We start from the raw sequence: 22,597 nt of genomic DNA, 5'->3' as shown, positions 1-22,597 counted from the left end.
TCTGCCGCCCTGGCCTCTTGGGAAGGCTGCGGCATTTTATTCTGTTCCCGGACGGGATCCTTGCCCCGTTCCCTTTCTTGATTACGCCTGTTTTCATGGCGTTTAGTGCTTTTTCCAAGGGTAGTTTGGCACTACCAGCACGCCGGATTCGCCGAAAAGGATCGGCTCTTCGGCAGAATATTGCGAATATGTATGGCGTTGCGACATTTCGAGACGGTGTCGCAACGCAATTCGCGTTTGGCCTCAGGCCACGGCGGCCCGCACAGCCGGGTCCTCGAGTGTCTGGTCGAGGGTTTTCAGCGTTCGTTCGATAATGGCGTCGATCTCGTCATCGGTGCAGCAGAGCGGCGGCGCATAGCCGAGGGTGCCGTTGGCGAAGGCGCGCACGATCAGACCGTTCTCCCAGGCGCGATCGAACACCTTGCGCGCCGGAACTGCCGCAGCCGGCAGCGGGGTCTTCTTTTCCTTGTCGGTCACAAGCTCGATGGCAGCGAGCATGCCGCGGCCGCGAACATCGCCGACCAGCGGGTGGCTTCTCAATCCTTCCAGCCCGGCCATCAGCCGCGCACCGGCGCGACGGCCATTTTCCAGCAGCCCGCCTTCGTAGAGTTTCAGCACTTCGAGGCCAACCGCGGCGCTGACGGGATGGGCGGAATAGGTGTAACCATGCCCGACAGCCGCATCGCCCGCAAAGTCGGCTATTGTATCATAAACATGATCGGCCATGAAGACGGCGCCCATCGGCACATAACCGGAGGTGAGGCCCTTGGCGGCGGTGATGAAGTCCGGCACGATATCCTCGTCGGCACAGGCAAACAACGGTCCGGTGCGGCCGAAGCCGGTAATTACTTCGTCGGCGACGAAGAGAATGCCGTAGGAACTGCAAAGGTCGCGGATGGCCTTGATCCAGCCAGTCGGCGGTACGAGAACGCCGCCCGAACCCTGAATGGGCTCGGCATAAAAGGCGGCGACCCGCTCCGGCCCGATAGCCTCGATCTTGTCTTTCAGGATTTGCAGCGAAGAGGCGATGATGGCGGCGGGATCGTTGCCGACCGGATTGCGATAGGCATAATGCGACGGGATTTTGTGCTGCCAGTCGTAAGGCACGCCGAACCCGGCATGGAAGGCGGGCAGGGCGGTCAGGCCGGAGCCGGCTGTGGTGGAGCCGTGGTACCCTTGTTCGATGGAGATGAACTGATCGCGCTGCGGCTCACCCTTTGCGTGCCAGTAATAGCGGATGAAGCGGATGGTGCTGTCCACCGCGTCGGATCCACCAAGCGTGAAGTAGACGTGGTTGAGATCGCCGGGCGCACGGTCGGCAAGTTCGGAGGCCAGCCGAATGGCCGGTTCGCTGCCAATGTCGAAATAGGCGGTGGCATAGGGCAATTCGCGCATCTGCTTTGCAGCCGCCTCGACGATGCTGTCATGACCATAACCGGCATTGACGCACCAGAGGCCGGCAAAACCGTCGATCAGCTGGTGGCCGGTCATGTCGGTGATGGTGGCGCCCTTTGCCGACTTCAGCACCCGCACGCCTAGCTTTTCATGGCCGCGGAACGAAGAGACGGGGTGGACCAGATGGGCGCGGTCCAGTTCGATCAGTGAATTGCTTAACATGGGTCTCTCCGGATTCAGCCCAGCGCCTGGCTGGTCAGTGCGAATGTTTTCAGTTTTTTGTCGGCTGAGATTTCGGCCTTCGGCCGGCGCATGGCGATGCCGCCGCCGACATGGCCAAGCCCGTGTTCGGCAAACCAGGGGCCAAGGCCCGTATCGGCGGTGGTGTCCACGCGCAGGAATGCGCCGGGGCGCTCGGAAAATACGAAGGTGATCAGATCTCGCGCGATTTCGGCATTTTCCGCCACGACTGGGCCGATGACCTCGCCGCGGCCGAAGTCGCGCAGGCCTGCAAAGCCTTTGATGACGCCCTGCTCCTGCACGACCGCGAAACGCGCCCTGTCTGCAAGTTCTGCAAAAAGCGCCGTGCGGTCCGCACCGAAAGCCTGTGCATCGAGCGCCGCAAGCTCTGCCGGAGCGACGGTTTCCACCCACGCCACACCGGCTGGCTTGTCGGTCGCGGCTGGAATGCCCTGATGCTGCAGCACCTCGCCGCAGGCGGCGAAGCCCATTTTCTCGTAGAGCGGCAGGCCGTCGGCAGTGGCGACCAGACGGCATTCGCGATTTTCTGCGGCATCGATTGCCGCCTGCATCAGCTGGCGTCCAAGGCCCCGGCCGCGCATGGTTTCGTCCACGATAACCATATTGACGGTTGCGCAGGTGTCTCCGAGAAGCGTCGCCATCGCTGTTCCGACGACACGCCCGTTTTCGAGCGCGACAAAGCCTTTGCTTAAGGAAAGAACGAGCGCCCAGTCTTGCCTGCGGTGCGGCCAGCCGGCCTGCCGGGAAAGCTCGACGGCGGCATCGAGGTGTTGAGGCTCAAAATTCTGGATATCGATCAGGCTGGCTTGCATGGCCCAACTCCCGTTTTATTCTTCTCGTTTATTGATAGACCGGGGGTAAAAGAACATTGTCCCGACGAATGGCAAGGTTCGATATGTTTCACTGTTGCTTTCACCCGCCGCCGCATCTTATGCCGCCTGTTATTCGCATCACGAGGCAAGACGGGGGCTGAAGGGGGAGGGCCTAGCGCGCGAACGCAACTCTCTGCCAAACAGGCGGGTGCATACGCAACAATCTGCTTTCGCTGATGGCAATTGCGGTGCGCCGACCGGGCAAAGGCTTTCTATGATCAATTCATTCCGGCACGGCCGATCTCCAAGCAAGGATGACGACGACATGACCATCTTCCGCCCGAAATACATTTCCTTCGACTGCTACGGTACGCTCATCAATTTCCAGATGGCCGAGGCTGCCCGCGATCTCTACGGTGATCGTCTCGACGAAGCGCAGATGCAGCAGTTCATCAAGAATTTCGCGGCCTACCGTCTGGATGAGATCATGGGCGCCTGGCAGCCCTATGCCCAGGTGGTTCACAATTCGCTGTCGCGCAGCTGCAAGCGCAATGGCGTGGCCTTCAAGGATGAGGACGCCACCTTCGTTTACGAGCGCGTTCCGACCTGGGGTCCGCATGCGGATGTTCCGGCCGGTCTTGCCAAGGTGGCGAAGGAAATTCCGCTCGTCATCCTGTCCAACGCCATGAACTCACAGATCATGTCGAATGTCGAAAAGCTCGGCGCGCCGTTCCACGCGGTCTATACCGCCGAGCAGGCGCAGGCCTACAAGCCGCGCTTCAAGGCTTTCGAATATATGTTCGACATGCTCGGCTGCGGCCCGGAAGACATGCTGCACGTCTCGTCGTCGTTCCGTTACGACCTGATGTCGGCCCATGATCTCGGCATCAAGAACAAGGTCTGGGTTAACAGAGGCCACGAGCCTGCCAACCCCTATTACGGTTATGTAGAGATTGCCGATATTTCCGGCCTCGCCGGCGTGGTTGGATTGTAAGGAAAGGTCGGGACCATGAAGTTCGTTTCCTATTGGCACGACACGGCGCCCCTGTTTGCGGGGGCGGCGCAAGGTCCCGTCGAAGGTCATTATGACGTCGCCGTCATCGGTGGAGGTTTCACGGGTCTCGGTGCTGCGCGCCAGCTTGCCAAGGCGGGCGCGCGCGTTGTCGTTCTGGAGGGCGAGCGCGTCGGCTGGGGTGCCTCGGGCCGCAATGGCGGGCATCTCAACAATGGTCTTGCTCATTCCTATCTCTCCGCCAAGGCGGAGCTTGGCAAGGAACGCGCAATCGCCCTCTACAGGGCGCTCGATACTTCCATAGATACGCTGGAAGCCCTGATCGCTGAAGAAGGCATAGACTGCAATTTCCGCCGCTCGGGCAAGCTGAAGCTCGCCTCCAAGCCGCAGCATTTCGAAGGGCTGGCGAAGAACTTCGAGGCGCTGCATGCCGAGGTCGATCCCGACACGGCGCTGCTGTCCGTCGCCGACCTCAAGGCTGAGATTGGCTCGCCCTTTTATGGCGCCATGCTGTCGAAGAAGAGCGCCATGATGCATATGGGCCGCTATGTGGCGGGCCTCGCCGAGGCTGCGAGCCGACATGGTGCGGTGATCTTCGAAAATGCGGCGGTGACGAAGCATATCCAGAACGGCAGGACCCACGCGCTGGAAACGCCGCGGGGCAAGGTGACGGCAGATAATGTTCTGGTGGCGACCGGCGCTTACACGCCGTCCGGCTTCGGTTATTTCCGTCGCCGCATCATCGCTGTCGGTAGTTTCATCATCGCGACGCGACCGCTGACGGATGCCGAGGTCAGGGCTTCGGTTCCGGGCAACCGCACCTATGTCAACTCCATGAATATCGGCAATTATTTCCGGCTCGCGCCGGATAACCGGCTGATCTTCGGCGGCCGTGCGCGCTTTTCCGCCACGTCGGACCAGCGTTCGGACGCCAAAAGCGGTGCTATCCTGACGGAAAGCCTGCATCGCATTTTCCCGCAGCTCTCGCATGTGCCGATCGATTATTGCTGGGGCGGTCTGGTTGATATGACCAAGGACCGTTATCCGCGTGCCGGTTTCCATGACGGCGTCTGGTACGCCATGGGCTATTCCGGCCACGGTGCGCAGCTTTCCACCCATCTCGGCATGATCATGGCCGATGCCATTCTGGGGCGACCGGATAACAACCCCCTGAAGGGGATGGACTGGCCGGCAGTGCCGGGCCATTTCGGTAAGCCCTGGTTCCTGCCGCTGGTGGGCTTTTATTACAAGATGCTGGATAAGATTCAGTAGAAGTCGGGGTCGACGCCGAGACGCCGCTCACACACGCGACGTCATCCTCGGGCTTGACCCGAGGATACACGGCCGCGCGAAAAACGGATCCCCGGATCAAGCCCGAGGATGACGGAGGAGAGAGGCATCTCCCTATCTCGGCGGCCGTTTCGGCCGCTTTTTTGTTGCATCGGCACAAAAAGAAGGGCCGCAGAGCGGCCCTTTAGGCGGGGAGAAAGAAACAGTCCTCAGGCAAGTCCGCCGATGTGAAATGTCTTTATTTCCAGATATTCCTCGATACCGATCTGCGCGCCCTCGCGGCCGAGGCCGGATTGCTTGACGCCGCCGAAGGGGGCGACTTCGGTGGAGATCGCCCCGGTGTTGAGGCCGACCATGCCGAATTCCAGCGCCTCGCCCACACGCCAGGCGCGTTTCAGGCTTTCGGTATAAAAATAGGCGGCAAGGCCGAAGGGCGTGCCATTGGCAATGGCGATGGCTTCTTCTTCGGTCTCGAAGCGGAAGAGCGGGGCGACAGGTCCGAAGGTCTCTTCGCTCGCCAGCCGCATGCCCGTGGTGGCGCCGGTCAGCACAACCGGTGCGGTATATTGCGGACCTTCCGGCAGATCATGCTGCTTGGTGATGATCGTCGCGCCCTTTGACACGGCATCATCGATGTGCGCGCGGATTTTGGCGATGGCTGGCTCATTGATCATCGGGCCGATGGAGACGCCTGCCTCCGTTCCGGGGCCGACCCGCATGGCGTCGACGCGGGCCGCCAGTTTTTTGGCGAAGGTGTCATAGACGCTCGCCTGAACGAGAATGCGGTTGGCGCAGACGCAGGTCTGGCCGCCATTGCGGAATTTCGAAACGAGCGCGCCTTCGATGGCAAGATCGAGATCGGCATCGTCGAACACGATGAAGGGCGCATTGCCGCCAAGCTCCAGCGACAGCCGCTTGACGCTGTCGGCAGCACCACGCATCAAAAGCGAGCCGACGCGGGTGGAGCCGGTGAAGGAAATTTTCCGCACCGTCTCGTTCGCCATGATCTCATTGCCGATCTCCGTCGGCATACCGGTGACGATGTTGATGACGCCTGAGGGGATACCGGCCCGTTCGGCGAGAACGCCGAGCGCCAAGGCTGAATAGGGCGTGAATTCCGAAGGCTTGATGACGACGGTACAGCCGGCGGCAAGGGCGGGTGCCACCTTGCGGGTGATCATGGCGTTCGGAAAATTCCACGGCGTGATGATGCCGCAGACGCCGACAGGCTCCTTCAGCACGACGATACGGCGATCCGGTGTGGGTGAGGGAATGGTGCCGCCGCTGATGCGCCGCGCCTCTTCCGCGAACCATTTCACGAAGGAGGCACCATAGCGGATTTCACCCTTCGCCTCGTCGAGCGGCTTGCCCTGTTCCGTAGTCAGGATCAGGCCGAGATCGTCGACATGCTCGATCATCAGCGCGAACCATTTTTCGAGAAGCGCTGCGCGTTCCGCGTGGGTTTTCTTCTTCCATGGTCCGAAAGCGGCGTTGGCGGCTTCGATCGCCGCGCGGGTCTCCGCGCCGCCCATATCCGGCACGGTGCCGATCACCGCCTGTGTCGCAGGGTCGATCACGTCGACCACTTTTTCCGATGCGGCCGTTTTCCATGCGCCGCCGATCAAACCCGTCTGGCGAAAGAGTTCCTTGTCCTTCAAGCCCTGCATCATCTCTCTCCGAAATCAGTCGAGCGCCGCGAGAATTGCGGCCGTTATGGCATCCGTCTTGTCCTTGCCCGGCACCGTGCCGATACCCCGGCCGGTCGCCGTTTCCAACGCCGCCATGATCCTGACGGCCGCGTCCGTTTGGCCCAGATGCTCGAGCATCATGGCGCCGGACCAGATGGCCGCGATGGGGTTGGCGATGCCGAGATGGGCGATATCCGGGGCGGAACCGTGCACCGGTTCGAACATGGATGGCGCTGTGCGGTCGGGATTGATATTGGCGGAGGCCGCAAAACCGAGGCCGCCCTGGATGGCTGCGCCGAGATCGGTCAGAATATCGCCGAAGAGGTTGGAGGCGACCACCACATCAAGGCTTTCCGGGGCCATCACCATGCGGGCCGCCATGGCGTCGATATGATAGCTCGATACTTCGACGTCTGGATATTCCGCAGCGAGCCTGTGGGTCACCTCGTCCCAGAACACCATCGAATATTTCTGGGCATTGGACTTGGTGATGGAGGCGAGCTTGCCGCGACGCTTCTGCGCCTGTTCGAAACCGAAGCGCAGGATGCGCTCCACGCCCTTACGCGTGAAGATCGAGGTTTCAACGGCAACCTCGTCGTCGGTGCCCTGATGCACGCGCCCGCCTGCACCGGAATATTCACCCTCGGTGTTTTCCCGGATGCAGAGAATGTCGAACCCATCCGCTTTCAGCGGGCCCTGCACACCGGGCAGAAGCCGATGAGGGCGGATATTGGCATATTGCACGAAAGCCTTGCGGATCGGCAGCAGCAGGCCGTGCAGCGATACGGAATCCGGCACCTCCGCCGGCCAGCCGACTGCACCGAGCAGAATGGCGTCGAAGCCGCGGAGGGTCTCGATACCGTCCTTCGGCATCATCGCGCCGCTTTCCTTGTAGAAGGCGCAGGACCAGGGGAATTCGGTGCCTTCGAGCGCAAAATCGGAGCCTTTAGCGGCGGCGTTGAGAACCTGCCAGGCGGCATCAGTCACGCTTTTGCCGATGCCGTCTCCGGGAATGAGTGCGATGCGATGCGTTTTCAAGACATTTCCCCTGTTACAGTCCGATAAGGACGCTTTTGCTCTTGCGGTTGGCGAGATAGGCCTCTCGTCCGAGATCTTTGCCGATGCCTGAGCGTTTGTAACCACCGGTCGGCAAAATATGGTCGCGTGAGCGGCCATAACGATTGACCCAGATCGTTCCCGCCTGAATGGCGCGCGACAGGCGCATGACGCGCGAGATATCGCGGCTGAAAAGACCCGCCGCCAGACCGTAGGTCGGATGATCGGCAAGCGCCAGCGCCTCTTCTTCCGTGCGGAAGGTCTGCAACGTCAGCACCGGCCCGAAGATTTCCTCGGTAACGGCGGGTGAGGTCCGGTCGACATTGGCAATCAGCGTCGGCTGGTAGAAATAGCCGGGGCCGTCCATGTTTGCGCCGCCCGTCAGGCATTCGCCGCCATGGGCGACCGCCGCCTGCACGATGCCGTCGATGCGCCTGCGCTGCACCTCGGAGATGATCGGCGAATATTGCGTCGTCTCGTCCCAGGTCGGACCGGGCTTCACTGCCTTCATGCGGGCAATGATCGCGGCGGAAAGGGCGTCGGCCGCACTTTCCTCAACGATGATGCGCGAGCCGGCTACGCAGGCCTGCCCGGCGTTGGAAAGAATATTGCCGGCGATGGCGGCGGCTGCTTTTTCGATATCGGCATCTGCAAAGACCAGCTGCGGGCTTTTGCCGCCCAGTTCCAACGTCATGGGCCTGATGCCGGTGCGGGCGATATTGGCCATGATCGCCGCTCCCGCTGCGGTGGAACCGGTGAAGCTGACCTTGGAGATATCAGGGTGCCCGGTGATGGCATTGCCAGTCACGGGCCCATCGCCGAGCACGATGTTGATGAGACCGGCGGGCAGTCCGGCCTTGATCGCCAGCTGCGCCATGAAAATACTGGAGAAGGGCGTCATTTCCGATGGTTTCAGTACCACGGCGTTGCCGGCTGCAAGTGCCGGGCCAAGCTTCCAGCCGGCCATGGACACCGGAAAATTCCACGGCGTGATGGCGCCGACCACGCCATAGGGTTCGGTCATGATCATGCCGAGGCTCGCATCGTCGGTCGGCACGAGATCGCCGCCTTCCTTGTCCGCGAATTCGGCGAAGAAGCGGATTTGCTCGGCGGTGACGGCGATATCGCCGGCGATCAGCTGGCCCACCGGCCGGGTTGAGGAGAGCGCCTCGATTTTCGCCAGCGTTTCGGCTTCCGCTTCGATCAGGTCGGCCCAGCGCTGCAAGACCTTGGTGCGCTCACGCGGCCGCACGCCGCCCCAGTTGCTGCTCTTCAGCGCGGCCTTGGCGGTCTGCACCGCCTCATCGACCAGCGCCGCATCGGCCTTCGGGCAGCCGGCATATTCGATGCCGTCCGAGGGGCGGTGCATGTCGATGCCATTTTTAGCCGGGATCAGCCGGTCGCCGATGAAATGGCCGATCGGCAGGGACAGGCTGTCTGGATCGAAGCTGAGCGTCATGGGGAATCCTCTGTGGATATGCCTTTACGCTACCCCCTGATGGCAAGCAGCATCCACCGACTGCGGTGTGGGTGGTGAACGAAAATCCTGTTTTGCAGGCGGCACACGGCGCAATCTTCGGCGCGCATAAGTCCCTCATTGAGAATTGCGGCAGCCGGGCCAAAAGACGATCAGGTATGATACCCATACCGGCATCGGTCTGACATCCTGTTGCGGGCTGGCGGTTTCCTGCACGCCAGCCCGCAATGCTTACAATTCCGCTTAACAAATTACCCGGTGACCGTAACGTAAATCTTGCGCACGGTTTCGATGGTCTTCCAGACGCCGACGAAGCCGGGCTTCATCACGAAGCTGTCGCCTGCGGTGTAACGCTGCGGTTCGCCACCATCCGGCGTGATTTCGATAACGCCCTCAACGATGTGGCAAAACTCAAAGGTCTCGCCCTTGATCGAGCGGTTTTCCCCGGGGGTTGCTTCAAAGATGCCGGTGCGCACGGTGCCGTCGCGGGCTTCGTCCAGCGCCCAAACCCTGGTTGTCGGATCGCCGGAGACAAGGCGTTCAGGCAGGACCTTGGAGGTCTTCGGCTCGAAAGCGGGGTGGGTGTCGATGGTCTTGAGAAGTGGCATGGGTGTCCTTTCCTGGAACGGGATGATCAATATCCGCGATTGCGGTCGACGAGGCCGAGCGGTTCGAGACCGGACTGGTATCGTTTGATGTTCTCGACAACGGTGCGGGCGGCGGAATGCGGCTGGGTGACGCTGGCGATATGCGGCGTCAGGAGAATTTTCGGGTGCGACCAGAAGCGATGGTCTTCCGGCAGGGGCTCCGGATCGGTGACATCGATGACGGCGCCTGAAAGCCAGCCGCTATCCAGCGTGTCGATGAGAGCCTCGTGGTCAAGCTGTTTGCCGCGCCCGGCATGAACCAGGCCAGCCCCTTCGGGCAGCATGGCCAGATGCTTGGCATTCAGAAGCCCTGTCGTCTCGTCGGTCAGCGGCAGCAGGCAGACGAGAATATCGCTGGTGGAGAGGATGGTGGCCAGCCCCTCAGCGCCATGGAGGCAGGTCACGCCATCGATGTCGCGCGGTGAGCGGCTCCAGCCGGAAAGCGGGAAACCGAAAGGTTTCAGCCGCTCCAGCGCCGCAACGCCCAGCATGCCGAGACCAAGAACGCCCACCCGGCACTCTTCCGCCTGCCGCTGCGGCAGGGCCTTCCACAATTGCTCGCGCTGCTGGTTCAGATAGACCGGCAGGTTGCGGTGAAGGGCAAGCACGCCGAGGCAGATATATTCCTGCATCATGCGGATGATGCCCTCATCCACCATGCGCACGACTTTCACCGTTTCGGGGATGGTCTCGATGTGAAACTGGTCGACGCCAGCGCCGATCGAAAACAGCACTTCGAGATTGCGATACCGGGCGATATCCTGCGGCACCGTCCAGGTGATGAGGTAACGGACGGCATCCGGATCGACACTGGACGCATCCATCGAAAACGGTAGATCAGGCAGCTCTGCGGCCAGAGCCTGCCGGAATATCTCGCCGCGCTTTGCGTCGGAATTGAAGAGAAATGTCATCTGAAATCCATGCTTCCCGAAGGTTTAAGCCGTGCAGCGGCGGCCAAGCGTTTCCAGTATCGACTGGCAGGCGGAAAGTTCGCTTGTCGTTATGAACTCGTCCGGTTTGTGGGCGCGGCCGATATCGCCCGGCCCGCAGATGATGGCGTCGATGCCCGCCGCCTGGAACAGCCCCGCCTCCGTGCCGTAGCTGACGGCGGCGAGACAAGCGGTGCCGGTCAGTTCCTCCAGAAGCAGGACGAGCGGAGTATCGGCCTCCAATGAAAGCGCCGAATAATCGCTCATCGGCGTCCAGTCGATATCGATGCCCTTTGCGGCAAATGCCTCCACGCTCTCCCGCACCGGCTGCAGCAGGGCAAGTGGCGAGACGCCTGAAATGGCCCGTGCCTCCAGCTCGATGGCTGAGAAATCGGGGATGATGTTGATCGCCTGACCGCCTTTGACCGTGCCGATCTGAAGCGAGGAATAGGGTGGCTCGAAGGTTGTTTCGAACGGTCCGCGCGTCAGCGCATCCGCCGTCTCGACGGCCTTCGCCATAATGCTCGTCATCAGGTGGATGGCGTTCAGGCCCTGATCGGGACGCGACGAATGGCCGGAGCGGCCACGGATGGTGATGCGTGCTGCGGCCTTGCCCTTGTGAGCGCGCACGGCCCGCATATGGCTTGGCTCGCCGATGATCGCCCCCGCCGGTCTCGTGCACAACTCCGGCAATCGGGCAATGAGGTGGGGAACGCCACGGCAGCCCGCCTCCTCGTCATAGGAAAAGGCAATGTGTATGGGCCGCTTCAGCGCCATGCGTGAAAAAGCCGGAGCTGCAGCGAGAACCGTGGCCAGGAAGCCCTTCATGTCGGTGGTTCCGCGTCCGTAAAGACGGTCCCCTTCGGTTCTGAGCGTAAAGGGATCGGAAGACCATTCCGGCTCTCCGGCGGGAACCACATCCATGTGGCCGGACAGAACATAGCCGGCGGCGTCGGCAGGTCCGAAGGTGGCAAACAGATTGGCGCGGTCGCCCTCGGGCCCCGGCAGCAGCGATACTGTCGCGCCTTGGCTCTCCAGATAATCGGCAATCCATCCGGCAATGTCGCCATTGGCGGTGCCAACCACCGATGGGAAACCGACAAGACGCTCAAGGATTTCGATTGCGTTCATGGCCGTCTCCGCTGGCCGGCCGCTTACGCTTGACCGGATTGTCATCGCAAAAGCTTAGAATGGTCTGCGGCGTTTATCTGCCGAAATGCGGATGATTTCGGTAGATTGTTGTGTCCTTCCAGTGCTTTCAGGAAATTCGTGCTGGTGAGGCTGGTTATCTTCGGGTGTCGTGGCTGGGCTGCCTGGACCGAATGACGGTTCCGCGCAGAAGGGATGAGGGCCTTTTGGTATGGACCTGCTCAAAGTCGATAGTTTCGAGTTGCGGACGGTGGATATCGCCGAAATGGATGCCGATCATCTGCATGCGCTTTCCATGGCTGTCGGGTGGCGTTATCACGCAAATGAATGGTGTTTCCTGCGCCAGTGCGGCGTTGGACTTGCCGCGCTGGACGAGATTGACCGCGTTGTCGCAACCGCGATGCTCTTTCCCTATGCCGAGGGTTTTGCAACACTCGGCATGGTCATCGTTTCCCCCCGCCTGCAGGGGCAGGGCGTCGCACCATGGCTGGTGCGGCAGTTGATCGCGAAATTCCCCACCGTCTCCCTGCGGCTGAACGCGACGGACGTGTCGCGGCGGCTGTTTTCCGGGCTCGGCTTTGTGGGAGATACGGAAAAAGTGCATCTCCTTCGGGGAAAGCCGCTGTGCCCTGTCGAAATGCCCACACCTGGTAAGAAAAGAAGGATCGAGCCACTGTCGGAAGATCATCTGGCGGACGTGGTGGCGATCGACCGGCTAGCCTTCGGCGTCTCGCGCCGTGGCGTCCTCCAGCGGCTTCTGAAGGAGAATACGGGTTACGGATTGTTCGAGGCGGATCACCTCATCGCTTTTGCATTGCGCCGAGTGGCGGGGCGGGGCCACATCGTCGGCCCGGTCGTTGCGCGCGAGGAAACCGATGCGATCGCGCTGGTCCAGCGGCATTTTGCCGATCTGGATGATCAGCTGGTGCGCCTCGATGCCGTGTGCGACAGCGGGCTTTTCACCGATTTTCTGGTGCAATCCGGGTTGGTGGTGATCGAGACGCTGACCACCATGTCGAAAGATGGGCCTCAACCGGTCGGCTCGGGCGCGGCGAAAATTTTCGCGCTGGCAGGTCCGTCTTTGTGTTGAGCTGCGGCACTATCGCAATTGACGCCCCGCCGCTTGGCCCGTATGTCAGAAACCGACGGTTCCTGAAGCCGAAGGGCAAAGGGATTAATAGGGAACATGGTGCGGGTGATGTTTTTCGCCCAATGCCGTGGCTGCCCCCGCAACTGTAAGCGGATTGCCGCTCATCCCCGTGACGCCTGAAAGCGTCATGCCACTGTATCCTCCGGGATACGGGAAGGCAGATGAACGGTGCATATTCGCGAGCCAGGAGACCTGCCGTCATAATATGGACCATCGTTACGGGCGGGGATGCCCGGAAGAGGAGCTGATTATGACCTTTCCGTCTGCGGAAACGTATTCCGTGCCCCGTTCTCCATCTCCACACACGCCATCCGTTTGTCGCCACGCGTTTTGATACGCGCCGCTTCGGATCACGCCACCTAATTTAGACTGGAGAACATATGTTTTATTTCAAACACCTGCCGGTTACGGCCGCTCTTATGGCCGTCGCATTTGCCGCCGGCACTGCCCATGCCACTGAGACCGTCTATCCGCTGACGATCAACAGCTGCGGCGAGGATATCACCTTCAGGCAGGCGCCTTCGCGCACTGTCTCCGTTGGCCAGAGCACGACAGAGGTTCTTTATCTGCTCGGTGTTGCCGACAGGGTGGTTGGCACGGCGCTGTGGATCGGCCCGGTTCTGAAGGGTTACGAGGAGGCCAATGCAAAGGTCGAGCGGCTGGCTGACAATGATCCGAGTTTCGAGGCCGTGGTCGGCAAGAAGCCGGACCTCGTGACGACGCAGTTCCAGTGGCAGATCGGCCCGGAGGGTGTTGTCGGAACACCGGCGCAATTCGCCGAGCTCGGTATCCCCGTTTATACCTCGCCCGCCGATTGCATGGGCAAGGACAATTCCGGCGGTGGCGATGGCGTGCGCAACACCGTCTTCACCATGGACCTCATCTATCAGGAAATCCGCGACCTCGCCAAGATCTTCAACGTGCAGGATCGCGGCGAGGAAGTTGTTGCCGACCTGAAGAAGCGCGAAGAGGCAGCCCGCGCCAAGATTGCATCGGCGAATGGCAAGCTTTCCGCCGTCTTCTGGTTCTCCAGCGCCGAACTCGATATCGATCCCTATGTGGCCGGCCGCAAGGGTGCGCCAGGTTACATCATGTCCGCGCTCGGGCTGAAAAATGTCATCGAAAGCGATGAGGAATGGCCAACCGTCGGCTGGGAAACCATCGCCAAGGCCAATCCGACCGTGATCGTCGCCGGCCAGATGGATCGCCGCCGTTTCCCTGCCGATGATGTTGCCGTCAAGCGCAAGTTCCTTGCGACCGATCCGGTTGCCAGCATCATGCCGGCCGTCAAGGACAAACACGTCTTCGACATGGACGCACAGGCGATGAACCCGACCATCCGCACGATCGAGGGCATCGAAACGCTGGCCGACGCGATTTCCGCCGCCGGCCTCGCCAAGTGAACGGTTTTTCCGTCCATCTAGGCAGGGCTGGTCTGGCTTTTGCCGCGCTGGCCCTGCTGCTCGTCGCGCTGATGGCCGGAGCGGCCATCGGTGAGACTGCCATTCCCTTCGATGTGGTGGCCAAAACCATCGCCAACCGTGTCTTCCACGCGGGTTATCCGCTGGAGCCGCTGGATGAGGGCATCGTGTGGAGCTACCGTCTCAGCCGCGCCGTCGTCGCCGCCTGTTGCGGTGCTTCGCTGGCGCTCGCCGGTGCGGTGCTGCAATCGCTTTTGCGCAATCCGCTCGCCGATCCCTATATTCTCGGCATCTCCGCCGGTGCGTCCACTGGCGCCGTCGCGGTGGCGCTTCTGGGCTTCGGCGCCGGGTTTCTGACGATGCCGGCAGGCGCTCTGATCGGTGCTTTTGTCGCTTTTTCGCTGGTCAGCCTTCTGGCGGTCAGGGCAGGACACGGCAACAGCGCCATCATTCTGGCGGGGGTCGCCGGTTCGCAGCTGTTCAACGCCCTGACATCTTTCATCGTCACCAAATCCGCCAATGCAGAACAGGCGCGCGGCATCATGTTCTGGCTTCTGGGCAATCTTTCGGGGGTACGCTGGCCGGATGCCTGGCTGGCTTTGCCGGTCAGCCTTGCGGGTCTTGCGGTCTGCCTCTGGTATGCCCGCGCACTCGATGCCTTCGCCTTCGGCGGTCAGGCCGCAGCCTCGCTTGGCATCCCCGTGCGCTGGGTCTATGCGGTGCTGATCTCGGTTTCGGCGATCATGACGGCGGTCATGGTGTCGCTTGTCGGCTCCATCGGCTTCGTCGGCCTCGTCATTCCGCATGCGGCGCGCATCTTCGTGGGCGTTCGCCATGGGCTGTTGCTGCCGGTGACGGCGCTGACCGGTGCGATTTTCATGATCGTCGCCGATATTCTCTCCCGCATCGTCATTCCCGGCCAGGTCCTGCCGATCGGGGTCATCACCGCGCTCGTCGGTGCGCCCGCCTTTGCCTTCATCCTCGGGCAGAAAAGGGGGCGGTCATGAGATTGTCCGCCCACGATCTGCATTTCCATGCCGGCAACATCGAAATCGTCCGCGGCGTTTCGCTGGATGTGGGTTCCGGCCAGTTCCTCGGCATTATCGGGCCGAACGGCTCGGGCAAAAGCACGCTTCTTTCCATGCTGGCCGGCATCCGCAAACCGCGCAGAGGTCACGTCACGCTTGGCGAGGAGCCGCTTGCCTCATTCGGGCGGCGCGAGCTTGCCCGCAGGCTCGCCTTCGTGGAGCAGCAGGCCGAAACCACCGAACGTATCAGCGCGCGACAGGCTGTCGAACTTGGACGCACACCCTATCTCGGCCCGCTTTCCGCATGGTCGTCAAAGGATGATGCTATCGTCGATGCGGCGCTTGAAAATGTCGACATGGCGGACAAGGCGGATCGCAACTGGCATCACCTTTCCGGCGGCGAACGCCAGAGGCTGCACCTCGCCCGCGCGCTGGCGCAGGAGCCACATATCCTGCTTCTGGATGAGCCGACCAATCATCTCGACATCGGCCACCAGATCGGCCTGCTCGATCTGGTGCGCCGGCAGGGCCTGACGGTCGTGGCGGCGCTGCACGATCTCAACCATGCCGCCATGTTCTGCGACCGCGTCGCCATCTTGCACCGGGGCGAATTGATCGCGGTCGGTCCGCCGCAGGAGGTTCTGACTTCGGCGACGATCGCTTCCGTTTTCGGGGTGCAATCCGTTGTCACCACCGATGAGGGCGGCTTTTCCCACATTCGTTTTCTGCCCGCCCACGGGGCGGCCGATCATGCAAGGAAAGTACTGGCACGATGATGAAACTGATTGCTCCTGATGCGAAATGGCTTTGCGCTTTAGCTGGCATTGCCTTGGCGGCAAACGCAGTTTTTCCCCTTCCCACCACAGCCGAAACCTTCGAGGTGAAGATGCTGAACCGGGGCGAAAAAGGCCCGATGGTGTTTGAACCCGATTTTCTCGAGATCGCCCCCGGTGATCGCGTCCGCTTCGTGCCGACGCATAAGAGCCACAATGCCGCGACCATTGACGGCATGGTTCCCGAAGGTGTCGAGGGGTTCAAAAGCCGGATCAATGAAGAATTCGAGACCGGTTTCGAGCAGCCGGGCTTTTATGGCATCAAATGCTCGCCGCATTACGGCATGGGCATGGTGATGTTGATCAAGGTGGGTGAGGCGGCCTTGCCGGACAGCTATAAGACGGTGGATGTGCCCGGTCGCGCGAAGCCCCGCTTCGAGGAATTCTTCGAACGGGCGGAAAAATGAGGTGTTGGCACTGAGTTCTCTGCCGTCATGCCGGACTAGATCCGGCATCCAGCCACGGCGCGTCCGCGTCGTGAGGAAAGTCTTTCGCGATTAATGACTTGATCGCGCTGGACCCCGGATCTAGTCCGGGGTGACGGAGTACTCGCCCGGCTTAACCGCACAGACCGCATAACGGTGCTGCAGGCCGCGCAAAATGCCCTTCATGAGGCTGAAATTCTTCGCCTGGGCGCGATGAATCGCCTGAAGCTGCTGATCGATCGCGACGTGCTCGAAGCCTGTTTCGCGCAGAAGTGCGGCGACATCACCGGCTCTTGCGCCTTTTGAAAAATAGACCCGCGAGAGGATGCTGTTGAATGTATTTTCCGGATCTGCCGGCCTGTGCGGCTGGTCGGGTTTCACAAGGCCGATATTTTCCAGACCGGCAGCCAGTTTCTTGACCAGTTTTTCGCGCCAGCCGGTATTGACGAAATCACCGTCGACGATCAGAAGCCGCCCGCCCGGTTTCAATACGCGGAACCATTCGGCAAAACTCGCCTGCGGGTTCACCAGCGTCCACACCAGATGGCGCGTGATGATGACATCGGCGCTTTCGTCCGGCTCCATCGTGTTTTCGGCATCGCCGACGAAGAAGCGAATGTTGCGTCCACGGCTTTTCGCTTTTTCCCTTGCAAGCGCCAGCATGGTTTCCGACCAGTCCATGCCGGTAACCTGAAAACCGAGATCGTCCATCAGATGCGAGATGACGCCGGTTCCGCTGGCGAGATCAAGCGCCTTGCGGCCTTCACCCTGTCCCAGATGCTTCAAAACCAGCGCGTGCCAGGCCGCGCGCTCTTCCTCCGAGAAAATTTCGTGCCCTGGCGAAAGGTCGAAGGTCGCGGCGCGGCCCGACCAGTAAGCCTTGATTTCGTCTCTCAGGCTGTCGTTTTTGCCATACTGGATAGTGTCGATCATTAGACTTCAACTCATGCGCCGGTCAGTTGAGAACGGCTCTAAAACATAAAACTTGACTAGTATAGTCAGAAAATCATACAGCCGCGCCAGTCAACACTGGAGAGCAATATCCGATGCGCATCTCAGCCAAATCTGCGGCACTTGCCCTTGGCCTTCTCGTCTCCGCCGCCTGGCCGGCATTTGCCGAAAAGGTCACCGTCAAGGATGTGACGGGCCGGGATGTCGAAGTCAACGTCCCTGTTTCGCATATTATCCTCGGCGAAGGCCGGCAGATCTATTTCCTGGCGGCGCTCGACAAGGACAATCCTTTCCAGCACGTGGTCGGCTGGCGGGACGATCTGGCGAAAGCCGATCCGGAAACCTATGACGCCTATATCTCCAAATACCCCGATATCGCCAAGCTGCCCACCTTCGGCGGCATGAAGGATGGCACGTTCGACATCGAACAGGCGGTTTCGCTGAAGCCGGACGTAATCCTGATGAACATCGACGCTAAGACGGCGACGGAAGAGGCGGGATACATTGAAAAACTCGCCAAGGTCGGCATTCCGCTGGTCTATGTCGACTTCCGTGAAAAGCCGATGGAAAATACCGAGCCCAGCATGCGCCTGATGGGTAAGCTGACCGGTAAGGAAAAGGTTGCCGAGGACTTCATCAAGTTCCGCGCCGATTCCATCGCCGGGGTCACCGATACGCTTGAAAAGGCCAATCCGAAGAAGCCTGTCGTGTTCATCGAGCGCGCCGGCGGTTATTCCGACGATTGCTGCATGTCCTTCGGCAACGAGAATTTCGGCAAGATGGTGGAGCTTGCCGGCGGCATCAACATGGCCAAGGGCATCATTCCCGGCACCTTCGGCACCGTTAATCCGGAACAGATCATCGCGTCTAATCCGGAGCAGATCATCATCACCGGCGGTAACTGGAACGGTTATGTTCCGGGCGGCAACTGGGTCGGCGTCGGTTATGGCGCGGATGTGAAGGAAGCACACCGGAAGCTGGAAAACCTGACCAAGCGCCCGGCCTTTACCGGCGTGCAGGCGGTGAAGGACGGTAATGTCCATGCCATCTGGCACCAGTTCTACAACAATCCCTATCAGTTCGTGGCCATTCAGGAAATTGCCAAGTGGCTGCATCCGGACCTGTTTAAGGATCTCGATCCCGAGGCAACTTTCAAGGAATTGCATGCCCGCTTCCTGCCGCTTGATTACAAGCCCGGCTACTTCGTTTCGCTGAAAGACGCGAAATAAGACAGGGACGGTGAAGAGGAGCGCCGTCTGATCCATGGATGAAGCCGCAGCCATGCGGCTTCATCATTTGCTTTTGGAACTCAATGAGGACTTCTCATGCGGCTCAACGCTCTCAGGCATCTTGCGGTGCTGGCTTTCTCTCTTCTCGCTATGCCCGCTTTGGCAGCGGAGATCACCGACGTCACCGGACGCAAGGTCGAGCTGGATCTGCCGGCCAAGCGTGTCCTCGTCGGCGAGGCACGCCAGATTCACGTCATCGCGACGCTCAAGGGCGACCAGACTTTCGACAACATCGTCGGCTGGCGTGATGATCTTCTGAAGAAAGACCCCGACAGCTACACGGCCTATGTGAAACGTTTTCCGCAGATCGAAAAACTGCCTCGTTTCGGTTATCTGCCGCAGGGCGACTTCAGCCTGGAAACGGCGATCACCCTTTCGCCTGATGTCATTACCCTCAATCTGGAAACAGAAAAAACCGCCAAGGAAAGCGGCTTCGAAGAGAAGGCTGCCGCCGCTGGCATCAAGATCGTCTATCTCGATTTCCGCATCGATCCCGACAAGAACAGCGAAGCTTCGATTGAAATTCTCGGAAAACTGTTTGGTGCTGAAGAGCGCGCCAAAGAATTCATCGCCTATCGCCGCGCGGAAATCGCCCGCGTGACAGACCGGATTGCCAGCGCCAGGGACCTGAAGCGTCCGAACGTCTTCATCGAGCGCTCGCCCGGCATTTCCGGCGAGAACAATTGCTGCCGCACCTTCGGCCCGGCCAATTTCGGCGCCATGGTCGATCTCGCCGGCGGTCACAATATTGCTGATGGCATCATCAAGACGACCTTTGGCGATCTGCAATCCAGAGCAGCTCGTCGTTGCCGATCCGGACCACATCATTGTCACCGGCTCGAACTGGGCGGCGGAATCCGACATCAACCAGTTCGTTCCTCTTGGGCTTGGCGCAGACATGGCGCTCTCGCGCGAACGGCTCGCCGGTCTCATGAAGCGTACGCCGTTTCCGGAATTGAAGGCTGTCAAGCAGGGCAATGTCCATGCCGTCTGGCACCAGTTCTACGGCGCTCCTTACGAGTTCCTGCCGATCCAGCAATTCGCCAAGTGGTTCCATCCCGATCTCTTTGCCGATCTCGATCCGGAAAAGAACTTTGAGGAATTTTACCGGAAATTCCTCCCCGTGACCTATAAGCCGGGCTATTTCGCCTCCCTCGAAAAAGGTACGACTGAATGACTTCGTTGAATGAAGACGCCATTGGCGTGAGCGGGCGCGATCAATATCGCGCCCTTGCCGCTCGAAGGATCGTCATTCTGTTCGGGCTTTTTATCGCCCTGTGTTTCAGCATGGCCGCCGACATGGCGCTCGGCCCGGCGCGCTATACGATCTCCGAAGTTCTGGCGACCATTGCCGATCCGGCTGCTGCCGCAAACCAGCTTCGGGTGGTAATCTGGGATATCCGCATGCCGATCGCGCTGATGGCGGTTACCGTTGGCGCGTCTCTGTCGGTTGCGGGCGCACAGATGCAGACCATCCTGTCCAACCCTCTTGCAAGCCCTTTCACGCTCGGCATTTCAGCTGCGGCAAGCTTTGGTGCAGCACTTGCCCTCGTCGGTGGCGTGGCGATCTTTCCAGGCGCTGTGCATTACATGGTGCCGATCAACGCCTTCATCATGGCCATGGTCGCAGCCCTGTTCATCCATTTCGCCTCGACGATGCGCGGTGTGACGGTGGAGACAATCGTTCTCCTCGGCATCGCGCTGGTGTTCACCTTCAATGCGGCCCTGTCACTGCTGGAATATCTGGCCTCCGAACAGGCGCTCGCCGCCGTCGTGTTCTGGACCATGGGCAGCCTGACGAAGGCGACATGGGAAAAGGTCTATATTACCGCTGCCATTCTCGTCATCACCGTGCCGATGTTCATGCGCAATGCCTGGGCGCTGACGGCACTCCGGCTGGGCGATGATAAGGCGGCGAGCATGGGCATCAATGTCCGGCGGTTGCGGTTGACGACCATGCTGACGGTCAGTCTTCTGGCGGCCATTCCGGTCTCCTTTGTCGGCACAATCGGTTTCGTCGGGCTGGTCGGTCCGCACATCGCCCGCATGGTGGTGGGTGAGGATCAGCGTTTCTTCCTGCCAGGCTCGGTGATCTGTGGTGCGCTGCTTTTGTCGGCCACCTCGGTCATCAGCAAAATCCTCATTCCCGGTGCAATTCTGCCGATCGGGGTCATCACGGCGCTTGTCGGCGTACCGTTCTTTTTCGCGCTTATTTTCGGCAACAGGAGACGCGCATGGTAGCGCTCGCACTGAAGGATGTCGGCGCCGCCTATGGGCGCACCACCGTTCTCTCCAAGGTCGGCATCGATACGCTGGAAAGCGGCAGCGTCACAGCGGTCATCGGCCCGAACGCCGCCGGCAAGTCGACGCTTTTCAAGCGCATCGCCAGCCTGATTTCGGGTCCCGGACTGGTCGAACTCTCCGATACGGCGCGCGGTGAGCGCGCTATCTGCTACATGCCGCAGGATACCGGCGCCAATGCCGTGCTGACGGTTTACGAATCCGTGCTGCTTTCCGCCAAGCAGGGCGGCGGCTGGCGTGTGCATGACGATGAACTGTTCGAGATCGACGCCATTCTCAAGGCGCTGAAAATCCACGATCTCGCCTTTCGTGGTCTGGGCGAACTGTCGGGTGGCCAGCGCCAGCTCGTGTCGCTGGCGCAGGCGCTGGCGCGCAAGCCGGAAGTGCTGTTGATGGACGAGCCGACCTCCGCGCTCGATCTTCACCGGCAGATCGAGGTTCTGGGCTTCGTCACCGATCTTGCCCAGAAGACCGGAATGATCGTGCTGATCGCCCTGCACGATCTCAACCACGCGCTTCGCTATTGCGAGAACACGATGGTGATCGCCCGCGGCGAAATGGTGGTGAGCGGCAGCACCGAGGCGGTGATTACCTCGGCGATGCTGCGCGATATTTATCGCATCGATGCGCGTATCGAACCCTGTTCGCAGGGCAGGCCGATGGTCATCGTCGATGGGGCGATCTGACGGATAAGGACCCGGCCGCATCCGCTGCCGGGTCCGATTGCCGACGCCTCAGACACGTCCTGCGCCGGCCGAGGCGCGAGCTAAGCTCGCACAAATTCTTGATAATTATAGTCATGAAATATCTGTTCGATCCGCAGTTTGAATGCTAGAGGTTTGGGCGGAAAACTGCGTTGTCATTTTGGGGCCGGCAGTGTCGTTGATCCTTCAGATTTCTCTCGGTTGAGACATGGGCATACGGGAAGATGACAAGCGTTATAACGCTTACGTCGCGCATAGGGTCGACCTGATCAAATACGCCACCCTGATTTTAGGGTCGCGGGCGGATGCGGAGGACGTGGTTCAGGAAGCGTTCCTGAAATTCGTTCCGGAAGCCTCCGGCAATCCCTCCAACCTCAAATCCTATCTTTTTCGCATCGTTCGCAATCTTGCGCTCGACAACCGCCGGCGCAATCGGCAAGACCTGCGGGAGCGACCGGATGACACCCCCTTCTGGGGCGTGCCGCAGGACCATGGCACGCCGGAGGAGCATGCGCTCTTCTGCGATGAAGTCCGGCAGATGCAGACTATTTTGGCGGCCCTGCCGGTGCAGGCGCGCGTGGCGTTGGAAATGCACAGATTCGGTGGTTACAATATGGAAGAGATCGCTCGTCACCTCGGCGTGTCCGTGGCCAGCGCTCATCGTCTGATCAGGGGTAGCATTGCCGCGATTACCAAAGAAATGAAGTGAAAAACCTCTGATTGCCCCATCTCGTGAAAAAAATCTTTTCGTCAAACGTCTATATAGCAACGCGGAAGAC

The 22,597-nt window shown here is 60.5% G+C and carries 20 protein-coding genes, 1 pseudogene and 1 riboswitch; of the genes and pseudogenes, 12 read left to right on the top strand and 9 right to left on the bottom strand.

Annotation, left to right across the window (positions count from 1 at the left end):
- Positions 1-243: 243 nt before the first annotated feature.
- Both JZY08_RS17610 and JZY08_RS17605 read right to left on the bottom strand, forming a co-directional pair.
- Positions 244-1,617 (bottom strand): aspartate aminotransferase family protein, encoded by a 1,374-nt coding sequence (locus tag JZY08_RS17610; protein WP_216332868.1) that lies wholly within the window; start codon positions 1,615-1,617, stop codon positions 244-246.
- A gap of 14 nt (positions 1,618-1,631) precedes the next feature.
- Complete coding sequence (locus JZY08_RS17605; RefSeq protein WP_216332866.1) at positions 1,632-2,468, bottom strand: GNAT family N-acetyltransferase; 837 nt, start codon at positions 2,466-2,468, stop codon at positions 1,632-1,634.
- A 325-nt stretch (positions 2,469-2,793) separates the two neighbouring features.
- On the opposite strand from JZY08_RS17605, the gene JZY08_RS17600 reads away from it, so the two are divergent.
- Both JZY08_RS17600 and JZY08_RS17595 read left to right on the top strand, forming a co-directional pair.
- Positions 2,794-3,462, top strand: coding sequence for a haloacid dehalogenase type II (locus JZY08_RS17600; RefSeq protein ID WP_082186062.1), 669 nt, complete (start codon positions 2,794-2,796; stop codon positions 3,460-3,462).
- Between the two features lie 15 nt (positions 3,463-3,477).
- Complete coding sequence (locus JZY08_RS17595) at positions 3,478-4,752, top strand: FAD-binding oxidoreductase (RefSeq protein WP_216332864.1); 1,275 nt, start codon at positions 3,478-3,480, stop codon at positions 4,750-4,752.
- 227 nt (positions 4,753-4,979) lie between these two features.
- Here the strand turns inward: JZY08_RS17595 and JZY08_RS17590 are convergent, their stop codons facing one another.
- The 6 genes from JZY08_RS17590 to argE form a co-directional block, all read right to left on the bottom strand.
- Positions 4,980-6,437, bottom strand: a complete 1,458-nt coding sequence (locus JZY08_RS17590) for an NAD-dependent succinate-semialdehyde dehydrogenase (RefSeq protein WP_216332862.1) — start codon at positions 6,435-6,437, stop codon at positions 4,980-4,982.
- Positions 6,438-6,452: 15 nt separating this feature from the next.
- Entirely contained in the window at positions 6,453-7,496 is a 1,044-nt protein-coding gene (locus JZY08_RS17585; protein WP_216332859.1) for a tartrate dehydrogenase, read from the bottom strand.
- Between the two features lie 13 nt (positions 7,497-7,509).
- Entirely contained in the window at positions 7,510-8,973 is a 1,464-nt protein-coding gene (locus tag JZY08_RS17580; protein ID WP_216332856.1) for an aldehyde dehydrogenase, read from the bottom strand.
- 269 nt (positions 8,974-9,242) lie between these two features.
- Positions 9,243-9,599 (bottom strand): cupin domain-containing protein, encoded by a 357-nt coding sequence (locus JZY08_RS17575; RefSeq protein WP_035243536.1) that lies wholly within the window; start codon positions 9,597-9,599, stop codon positions 9,243-9,245.
- A gap of 26 nt (positions 9,600-9,625) precedes the next feature.
- Positions 9,626-10,549: a glyoxylate/hydroxypyruvate reductase A gene (locus tag JZY08_RS17570; RefSeq protein ID WP_216332855.1), complete on the bottom strand. Its 924-nt coding sequence runs from the start codon at positions 10,547-10,549 to the stop codon at positions 9,626-9,628.
- Between the two features lie 24 nt (positions 10,550-10,573).
- Positions 10,574-11,698: an acetylornithine deacetylase gene (gene argE, locus JZY08_RS17565; protein ID WP_216332853.1), complete on the bottom strand. Its 1,125-nt coding sequence runs from the start codon at positions 11,696-11,698 to the stop codon at positions 10,574-10,576.
- Between the two features lie 229 nt (positions 11,699-11,927).
- On the opposite strand from argE, the gene JZY08_RS17560 reads away from it, so the two are divergent.
- The 5 genes from JZY08_RS17560 to JZY08_RS17540 all read left to right on the top strand — a co-directional run bounded on the left by JZY08_RS17560 (position 11,928) and on the right by JZY08_RS17540 (position 16,555).
- The gene (locus JZY08_RS17560) at positions 11,928-12,806 is read left to right on the top strand and encodes a GNAT family N-acetyltransferase (RefSeq protein WP_003500464.1); all 879 of its coding nucleotides are present in this window, start codon (positions 11,928-11,930) and stop codon (positions 12,804-12,806) included.
- Between the two features lie 39 nt (positions 12,807-12,845).
- Positions 12,846-13,081, top strand: a riboswitch (cobalamin riboswitch).
- A 165-nt stretch (positions 13,082-13,246) separates the two neighbouring features.
- Complete coding sequence (locus JZY08_RS17555; RefSeq protein WP_216332851.1) at positions 13,247-14,269, top strand: ABC transporter substrate-binding protein; 1,023 nt, start codon at positions 13,247-13,249, stop codon at positions 14,267-14,269.
- On the top strand, positions 14,266-15,294 hold the full coding sequence (locus tag JZY08_RS17550) for an iron ABC transporter permease (protein WP_216332849.1): 1,029 nt from the start codon (positions 14,266-14,268) through the stop codon (positions 15,292-15,294). The genes JZY08_RS17555 and JZY08_RS17550 overlap by 4 nt, the downstream gene beginning before the upstream one ends.
- Positions 15,291-16,091, top strand: coding sequence for an ABC transporter ATP-binding protein (locus JZY08_RS17545; protein WP_216332847.1), 801 nt, complete (start codon positions 15,291-15,293; stop codon positions 16,089-16,091). The genes JZY08_RS17550 and JZY08_RS17545 overlap by 4 nt, the downstream gene beginning before the upstream one ends.
- The gene (locus JZY08_RS17540) at positions 16,088-16,555 is read left to right on the top strand and encodes a pseudoazurin (RefSeq protein WP_216332845.1); all 468 of its coding nucleotides are present in this window, start codon (positions 16,088-16,090) and stop codon (positions 16,553-16,555) included. The genes JZY08_RS17545 and JZY08_RS17540 overlap by 4 nt, the downstream gene beginning before the upstream one ends.
- Positions 16,556-16,675: 120 nt before the next feature.
- Here the strand turns inward: JZY08_RS17540 and JZY08_RS17535 are convergent, their stop codons facing one another.
- On the bottom strand, positions 16,676-17,506 hold the full coding sequence (locus tag JZY08_RS17535) for a class I SAM-dependent methyltransferase (RefSeq protein WP_216332843.1): 831 nt from the start codon (positions 17,504-17,506) through the stop codon (positions 16,676-16,678).
- A gap of 113 nt (positions 17,507-17,619) precedes the next feature.
- Between JZY08_RS17535 and JZY08_RS17530 the strand changes: the two genes are divergently transcribed.
- The 5 genes and pseudogenes from JZY08_RS17530 (at position 17,620) to JZY08_RS17510 (ending at position 22,527) form a co-directional block, all read left to right on the top strand.
- Complete coding sequence (locus tag JZY08_RS17530) at positions 17,620-18,753, top strand: ABC transporter substrate-binding protein (protein ID WP_216332842.1); 1,134 nt, start codon at positions 17,620-17,622, stop codon at positions 18,751-18,753.
- 96 nt (positions 18,754-18,849) lie between these two features.
- Positions 18,850-19,990 (top strand): annotated as a pseudogene (locus tag JZY08_RS17525) (ABC transporter substrate-binding protein).
- Positions 19,987-21,054: an iron ABC transporter permease gene (locus JZY08_RS17520; protein ID WP_003500477.1), complete on the top strand. Its 1,068-nt coding sequence runs from the start codon at positions 19,987-19,989 to the stop codon at positions 21,052-21,054. Before JZY08_RS17525 ends, JZY08_RS17520 begins: the two are co-directional and overlap by 4 nt.
- Positions 21,048-21,800, top strand: a complete 753-nt coding sequence (locus tag JZY08_RS17515; RefSeq protein ID WP_216332840.1) for an ABC transporter ATP-binding protein — start codon at positions 21,048-21,050, stop codon at positions 21,798-21,800. The genes JZY08_RS17520 and JZY08_RS17515 overlap by 7 nt, the downstream gene beginning before the upstream one ends.
- A gap of 226 nt (positions 21,801-22,026) precedes the next feature.
- The gene (locus tag JZY08_RS17510; protein WP_003500480.1) at positions 22,027-22,527 is read left to right on the top strand and encodes an RNA polymerase sigma factor; all 501 of its coding nucleotides are present in this window, start codon (positions 22,027-22,029) and stop codon (positions 22,525-22,527) included.
- Positions 22,528-22,597 lie beyond the last annotated feature (70 nt).

This window comes from Rhizobium sp. X9 (assembly GCF_018873185.1).
Taxonomy (GTDB): Bacteria; Pseudomonadota; Alphaproteobacteria; order Rhizobiales; family Rhizobiaceae; genus Agrobacterium; species Agrobacterium oryzihabitans.
This window is presented reverse-complemented; position numbering and strand designations above follow the sequence as displayed.